We start from the raw sequence: 7,665 nt of genomic DNA, 5'->3' as shown, positions 1-7,665 counted from the left end.
GAAGCGGTGGCCCAGTACGGCTCGACCGATTCCGGCGCTTCGCTTGGCGACATCCTGGGTGCCGCGCTGAAGAAGCGCAACGCCGAGGAAAAAAATTAAGGGCGCCGAATAAGCCCTTTGACGACAACTACTTGCCGGTTTTAAGACCGGCTCAAGAAATCGACCCGCGGCCGTCCTGGCCGCGGGTTTTTTCATGGCCGATGCGCAGTCGATCCCTTGCTGCAGCGCAACCAAATTTGACGCAGTTGCGCAAACACGCTACCCATTGGCCATGGGCGATCTTTCGAAACCACCCTTTCTCGACAAGACCCTCCACGCTCTCTTCCTCGATTTCGACGGCACCCTCGTCGGTTTTGCAGACGATCCCGACGGGATTACTCTGGAGCCTGGCACGCTTGAGCGCCTGAGCGCATTGGAAGAACGCCAGGGCGGCGCCGTCGCCCTCATCAGCGGGCGGGCCCTGTCCTCAATCGACCGTTTTCTTTCCCCGCTCGCCTTTCCGGCGGCCGGCGTGCACGGCCAGGAAGTGCGTTACACGGCCGGCGGCGACGTCGTCACCGCCCCGCCGCCTGACGATCTCGCCACGGCGCGCAGACGGCTTCAGGCCGCGATCGGGCCGGGCGACAAGCTCCGCATCGAAGACAAGGAGACGGCGCTCGTCGTCCATTACCGCACCGCGCCGGAAGAGGCGGACCGCGCCGAAAGGCTCGGCGAGGAGGCGGTTGCGGGCTGTTCGGATCTGCGGCTCGTCAAGGGCCATGCGATCGTCGAAATCCGCCCGTCGGGCGTCGACAAGGGCAAGGCCATCGAAAAGTTGATGCAGCGTGATCCCTTCTCCGGCCGGAAAGCGGTTTTCATCGGGGATGACACCACCGACGAGGACGGCTTCGAATGGGTCGCATCGGCCGGAGGCTTCGGCATCAAGGTCGGTTCGGGAGAGACGGCAGCGAAATATCGCCTGGACGACGTCGCCGCGGTTCACCGCTGGCTCGACGCCGTCGCTCACCAATGAAAAGTGGGTGACCAAAGGAACTTAAGAAGCAGTTCGGGGGTTCTGCGGAAAACATGAAGATAGTGACGAAACGCACAATGACGGAGGCGAAAGCAGGCTCATGAGACGTCTCGTAGTCGTGTCGAATCGGGTCGGTCCGTTGCATGACGGCGGCAAAGCTGGCGGTTTGGCCGTGGGTCTGGGAGATGCGCTGCGCACGCGCGGCGGCATCTGGTTCGGTTGGTCGGGCGAAAAGAGCGACGAAGGCACCTTCGGCCCGCTCAAGATCGAAGACCACGACAAGGTACGCCTTGCCACCATCGATCTCACCGCCGAAGACGCGGAAGAATTTTACGGCGGCTATGCCAACCAGACTTTGTGGCCGCTCCTCCATTACCGCCTCGATCTCGCAAATTTCGATCAGCGCTATGAAAACGCCTACCGGCGTGTGAACGAGCGCATGGCGGCCCGCCTGACGCCGCAGCTTCAGCCGGGCGACATGGTCTGGGTCCACGATTACCACTACATCGTTCTGGGCGAACGCCTGCGGGAATCGGGCTTCACCGGCCCTCTCGCCTTCTTCCTGCACGTGCCCTTCCCGAGCCCGGAGATCATGACCGCTCTGCCGAACTCGCAGAGCATCGTGCGCTCCCTCACCGCCTATGACGTGATCGGCTTCCAGACGGATTCCGATCGCCGGAATTTCGCCCGCTATGTCGTCGAAGAACTCGGCGGGCGCGAACTCCCCAATGACGAACTGGAAGCCTATGGCCGCACCTTCCGCGCCTCCACCTTCCCGATCGGCATCGACACGCAGAGTTTCGCGGAGTTCGCCGTCAGCGACGAAGCCCAGGAACATGAAGCGCAATTGAAGGTGCTCTTGCGCGACCGCCACCAGATCATCGGTGTCGACCGTCTCGATTATTCCAAGGGCATTCCGGAACGCTTCCGCGGCTTCGAGCGGCTTCTCCAGGATTATCCGGAAAACCGCGGACGCGTCAGCCTCATGCAGGTGGCGCCCCTGTCGCGTTCCGATCTCGAAGCCTATTCCGACCTCAGGAGCGAGCTTGAAGAGCTCGCCGGCCACATCAACGGCGCCTTCTCGGCGCTCGATTGGGTGCCGATCCGCATCATGACGCGCGGCTTCACGCGGCGGGCGCTCGCCGGCATCTATCGGGCGAGCCGCGTCGGCCTCGTCACCCCCTTGCGCGACGGCATGAATCTCGTCGCCAAGGAATATGTCGCGGCCCAGAACCCCGAAGATCCGGGCGTTCTCGTCCTGTCGCGCTTTGCCGGCGCGGTGAAGGAGATGCCCGAGTCGCTGATCGTCAATCCGTACGACACGGCCTCCCTCGCCCGGGCCCTGCAGCAGGCGCTCAACATGTCGCGCGAAGAGCGCAAGGAGCGTTGGCAGGCGATGTTCGACCGCATCAGCAAGGGCACGGCCCAGGCCTGGTGCGACGCCATCCTGCAGGCTCTTGAAGAACGCGCCGACAAGAAGGTGCAGGTGCGCTCCGCGCCGACCGCCTCCGGCAAGAGGCCGAATGCGGTGGAGCCGAAACGGGCCCGTGCCGGGGAGAGCTTCCCGACGCTGCCCAAGGGCGCACGGCCCCATGCCGATGAGCCGAAGCGCCCCTTCCCCTATCTCGGAAGTCGCGTGCTTTAACGCGCTACACAGACCAACTGTCGCAGGCACAAAAGTGGGTCTTGAGGTCAATCCTCAAGGCCCACAAGTGCTTTTGGCGCCCCGCAAACGTATATCGGGCGCGCCTCAGACCACCGGCAACGCCCTCTCCTGTTTCTGCCTTAATGCCTGAAAGCGTTTCATTTCTGAGCGCGTCTTCGACTTTGTGGCTAGGACAATTGGTCTAGCCAATCCACAAGAGCCAATCGTATAAGGGCTGGGGCAACGTAACCGCCCGGCAGCAGGAGACTTGCGCCGGGCCTTGCTCTTGCGCTTGTCTTCAAAAGTCAGAAGTTCAGGGAGGAACTCCAATGAATAAGCTCCTCGGCGGTCTCGCCGCAGTAGCAATGCTGGCGGCTGCCAGCCCGGCATTCGCGCAGGACGGCTGCGACGATGGCGAAATGGTCATCAAGTTCAGCCATGTCGTCGCCGCCCAAGGTCACCCGAAAGGCGAAATGGCGGCCGCGCTCGCCGAGCGCGTCAACAAGGAGATGGACGGCACGGCCTGCATGCAGGTCTTCCCGAACTCCCAGCTTTTCGACGACGACAAGGTGATGGAAGCGCTGCTTCTCGGCGACGTGCAGCTCGCCGCGCCGTCGCTGGCGAAGTTCGAGGCCTACACCACGAAATACCGCATCTGGGACTTCCCGTTCCTGTTCCCCAACATGGATGCGGTGAACAAGTTCTCCAACAGCGAGGAAGGCGAGAAGCTTCTCCACGCGATCGAGGACAAGGGCTTCGTCGGCCTTGGATACATCTACAACGGTCTGAAGCAGTTCTCGGCCAACAAGCCGCTGATGAAGCCGGAAGACGCCAAGGGCCTGAAATTCCGCATTCAGACCTCCGACGTCGCCGAAGCGATGATCGAGGCGCTCGGCGCCAATGCCCAGAAGCTCGCCTTCTCGGAAGTCTATGGCGCGCTGCAGACGGGTGTCGTCGACGGTCAGGAGAATTCCTGGTCCAACATCTACACCCAGAAGTTCTTCGAGGTGCAGGACGGCATCACCGAAACGAACCACCAGCTCCTGACCTATCTGGCGGTCACGTCGACGGAATGGCTCGACAGCCTCGAGCCTGACGTGCGCGACCAGTTCCTGTCGATCTTCAAGGAGGTGAGCGAGGAGTACAATGCGCGCGCCGAGGAGATCAACGAAGAGGCCAAGCAGAAGATCATCGACGCGGGTGGCACCGTGCGCGAGCTGACGCCTGAAGAGCGTCAGGCCTGGGTCGACGCCATGAAGCCGGTCTGGGATCAGTTCCGCGACGATGTCGGTCAGGACGTGATCGACGCCGCCGTCGCGGCCGGCAACAGCTGATCTGAGCCGCTCTGCGCCCCGCATCGCCGGGGCGCAGACTTTCGCCCGGCCCGCGCATGCTGGCCGGCACCGGACGTCGTTTGAGACGACCGCCCGCCCCGGAGGGAAAGCCCATGCGCACGAGGGCCAAGCGCTTTGTCACCCACCTGGAAGAGAACTTCATCGCGCTTCTCCTGGCGGCGATGACGCTCACCCAGTTCACCCAGGTTGTCGCCCGCTACGTTTTCCATTCCGGCTGGACCGGCGCGCTTGAATTCACCCGCATCCTCTTCGCCTGGCTCATCCTCTTCGGCATGGCCTATGGCGTGAAGATCGGCGCGCATCTCGGCGTCGACGTCATGATCCGGGCCCTGCCGCGCCCCTTGTTCAAGGTGGCGGCGATTTTCGGCGCCCTCACAGTGCTGCTCTATGCCGTGATCCTGCTCTATTCCGACTGGCTGCAATATCTGGGCGCCAATTCGAAGGGCGGCGCCATCGCCTATTGGACACGTTTCTACCATCTGCCCCTCGGCCTCGACGATCTTCGCTATCCTGTCTGGGCTCAGGAGACGTTTGGCGCGCCGGAGCGCGTGCAGCGCTGGGTCGCCTATCTCATGCTGCCGATCGGCCTCTTCCTTCTCGCCCTGCGGTCTCTTCAGGCGACGGTCGCCATCGTCGCCGGGCGCCGCGAACTCATCGTCGCCGCCCATGAAGCCGAAGAGCTCGTCGCCGAGCACGAAGGCAGCCTCGATGACGACGATGACGACGAGGAAGAGCCCTTCGAGGGCTCCATGACCCACACGCATCCGCACGGCTACGGCCGACGCCCCCACGATCCTCGCTAGAGCCGCGCCGATATGGAATCCTCGATCCTTTTTGTGCTCGTCCTCGCCCTTCTGTTTCTGGGCGTGCCGATCGCCATCGCGCTTGGCCTGTCGAGCGTCATCGTCATCGCCTTCTTCTCCACCGATTCCATGTCCTCGGTGGCGCTGCAGCTTTTCACCGCCTCGCAGAACTACACGCTCCTCGCCATCCCGTTCTTCATCCTGGCATCGGCGTTCCTGTCGACCGGGGGCGTCGCGCAGCGCATCATCCGCTTCGCCGTCGCGACCGTCGGCCATATGCGCGGCGGCCTCGCCATGGCCTCCGTCCTCGCCTGCATGCTGTTTGCCGCCCTCTCGGGTTCCTCGCCCGCGACCGTGGTGGCGATCGGCACGATCGCCATCGCCGCCATGCGCCAGACCGGCTATTCAAAGGAATTCGCCGCCGGCATCATCGCCAATGCCGGCACCCTCGGCATCCTGATCCCGCCCTCGATCGTCATGGTGGTCTATGCCGCGGCGACCGATGTCTCGGTCGGGCGCATGTTCCTCGCCGGCGTCATTCCGGGTCTTCTCGCCGGCGTCATGCTGATGGTCGGCATCTACATCAACGCCCGCATCCGCGGACTGCAGCCCCAGCCTTTTCCGGGCTTCGGCGAGATCCTCTCATCCGGCAAGGATGCGGCCGCAGGCCTCTTCCTGATCGTCGTCATCCTGGGCGGCATCTATGGCGGTGCCTTCACCCCGACGGAGGCTGCAGCCGTCGCCGCCGTCTACGCCTTCCTGGTCGCGCTCTTCGTCTACCGCGACATGGGCCCCCTGAAGGGCCGCAAATGGGTGCGCGAGGAGGACGGGCACGCCGCACGCAACGGCTTCCTCGGCGTCGTCTACGCCTTCACGCTCTACATCACGATCCTGATCTTCGGCTTCTTCCTGGTGCCGGATTCCACGCTTCAGACACGCCAGACGCTGGCGATCATCGTCTCCCTGGTGGCGCTCGTCGCCTACCTCGCCTGGCGCGAGGGGACGAGCGCACCGAAGGCGCTGGTGGCGAGCCTGCCGGTCTGGGCCCGCGGTCTCAAAGACATCGTCCTCGGCTTTCCGGCCGCCTGCTTCCATCGCGACACGCGCAAGGTGCTCGTCGACAGCGGCAAGACGACGATCATGCTGATGTTCATCATCGTCAACGCGCTCCTCTTCGCCCATGTGCTGACGTCGGAACGCATTCCGCAGACAATCACCGACTGGATGCTGGGAGCCGGCTTCAACTGGTTCACCTTCCTCATCGCGGTCAACCTGCTTCTTCTCCTCGGCGGTCAGTTCATGGAGCCGTCGGGCCTGCTGCTGATCGTGGCGCCCGTGGTCTTCCCGATCGCCATCCAGCTCGGCGTCGATCCGATCCATCTCGGCATCATCATGATCGTCAACATGGAGATCGGCATGATCACCCCACCGATCGGGCTCAACCTCTTCGTGACCTCCGGCATAACGGGGATGAATCTCGTGCGCGTGGTGAAGGCGGCGCTCCCCTTCACCGGCATCTTGATGATCTTCCTGGTGATCGTGACCTACGTGCCGTGGATCTCGACCTTCCTGCCGACGATCCTGATGGGGCCGGAGCTCGTCACGCGCTGATCTGGCGGGCCTTCGCGCCCGTCAGAAAATCGCCGATCCGATCGACCGCACGGCGGATGTTCTCCTCCGAATTGGCGTAGGAGACGCGCACATAGCCTTCGCCGTGCACACCGAAATCGGGGCCGCCGATCAGCGCGACGCCCGCCTCTTCGAGAAGTGCTGAGGCGAGCGGCTTCGCCTTGAAGCCCGTCTTGGAAATGTTCGGAAAGGCATAGAACGCGCCTTTGGGCGTGATGCAGGAGACGCCCGGCAGCTCGTTCAAAAGCTCGGTGACGACGCCGCGCCGGCGATCGAAGGCGGCGATCATCTCGTCTGCCGCATCCTGCGGCCCGTCGATCGCGGCAATCCCGGCATATTGCGCCGGGGCGTTGACGCAGGACCAGGCGTTGACGGCGAGCTTCCGCACCTTGTCGTAAAGCGCATCCGGCCAGATTGACCAGCCCATGCGCCAGCCGGTCATCGCCCAGGTCTTCGACCAGCCATTGAGGAGAATGAGGCGGTCGGCGATCTCCGGATAGGCGAGAAGCGAGACGTGACGCTCGCCGTCATAGACCATCTGGTCGTAGATCTCGTCGGAGAGGATGGCGATGTCGGGCCGCTCGGCAAGCCCCGCCACCAGCTTGTCGATCTCCGCCTTCGGCGTCACGCCGCCGGTCGGATTGGCCGGCGAATTCAAGATGACGAGCCGCGTGTCGGGCGTCAGCAACGACAAGGTCTCCTCGGCCGAGAAGGCAAAGCCGTTCTCTTCGCGGATCGGCACCGGCACCGGCCGCGCGCCGGTAAACTCGATCATCGAGCGATAGATCGGAAAACCCGGATCGGGATAGAGGATGTCGGCGCCCGGCTGGCCGAACATCAAGATCGCGGCAAACATCGTCACCTTGCCGCCCGGCACGATCATCACGTTTCCTGGCGAGACCTCGACGCCGGTGGTGGCGAGCATGCGCCGCGCCACCGCCTCGCGCAGCGGCAGGATGCCGGTCGCATCCGTATAGCCATGCGCCCCGTCCTTGAGCGCCTTCACCGCCGCCTCGACGATATGTTCGGGCGTTTTGAAATCCGGCTGGCCGATGCCGAGATTGACGATGTCGCGGCCTTCAGCGGCGAGCGCTCCGGCCCGCGCCAGGACGGCAAAGGCATTCTCTTCGCCGATGCGATCGAAGCCGGAAATGGTCGTGAGGGTCATGGAAACGCGCTTTCAGCTGGCGTGAAACGGACGAGCACTTATAGACACGCCGT

The 7,665-nt window shown here is 63.6% G+C and carries 6 protein-coding genes; 5 read left to right on the top strand and 1 reads right to left on the bottom strand.

Features of this window, described 5'->3' with window-relative positions:
- The first annotated feature begins 271 nt into the window (after positions 1-271).
- The 5 genes from otsB (at position 272) to L0F51_RS17025 (ending at position 6,426) form a co-directional block, all read left to right on the top strand.
- Positions 272-1,012, top strand: a complete 741-nt coding sequence (otsB, locus tag L0F51_RS17045) for a trehalose-phosphatase (RefSeq protein WP_234630327.1) — start codon at positions 272-274, stop codon at positions 1,010-1,012.
- 100 nt (positions 1,013-1,112) lie between these two features.
- Positions 1,113-2,657 (top strand): trehalose-6-phosphate synthase, encoded by a 1,545-nt coding sequence (locus L0F51_RS17040; protein WP_234630326.1) that lies wholly within the window; start codon positions 1,113-1,115, stop codon positions 2,655-2,657.
- 329 nt (positions 2,658-2,986) lie between these two features.
- Positions 2,987-3,991 (top strand): DctP family TRAP transporter solute-binding subunit, encoded by a 1,005-nt coding sequence (locus L0F51_RS17035; protein WP_234630325.1) that lies wholly within the window; start codon positions 2,987-2,989, stop codon positions 3,989-3,991.
- Between the two features lie 113 nt (positions 3,992-4,104).
- A complete protein-coding gene (locus tag L0F51_RS17030; protein ID WP_234630324.1) occupies positions 4,105-4,815 on the top strand; it encodes a TRAP transporter small permease in 711 nt (236 codons plus the stop codon).
- A 12-nt stretch (positions 4,816-4,827) separates the two neighbouring features.
- A complete protein-coding gene (locus L0F51_RS17025; RefSeq protein WP_234630323.1) occupies positions 4,828-6,426 on the top strand; it encodes a TRAP transporter large permease in 1,599 nt (532 codons plus the stop codon).
- On the opposite strand, the gene L0F51_RS17020 is transcribed toward L0F51_RS17025, so the two are convergent.
- Entirely contained in the window at positions 6,416-7,612 is a 1,197-nt protein-coding gene (locus L0F51_RS17020) for a pyridoxal phosphate-dependent aminotransferase (protein ID WP_234630322.1), read from the bottom strand. The genes L0F51_RS17025 and L0F51_RS17020 overlap by 11 nt on opposite strands.
- Positions 7,613-7,665 lie beyond the last annotated feature (53 nt).

Source organism: Afifella sp. H1R (assembly GCF_021462425.1).
GTDB lineage: Bacteria > Pseudomonadota > Alphaproteobacteria > Rhizobiales > Afifellaceae > Afifella > Afifella aestuarii.
The sequence above is the reverse complement of the archived record's forward strand: the minus strand, read 5'-3'. Positions and strand labels throughout refer to the sequence as shown.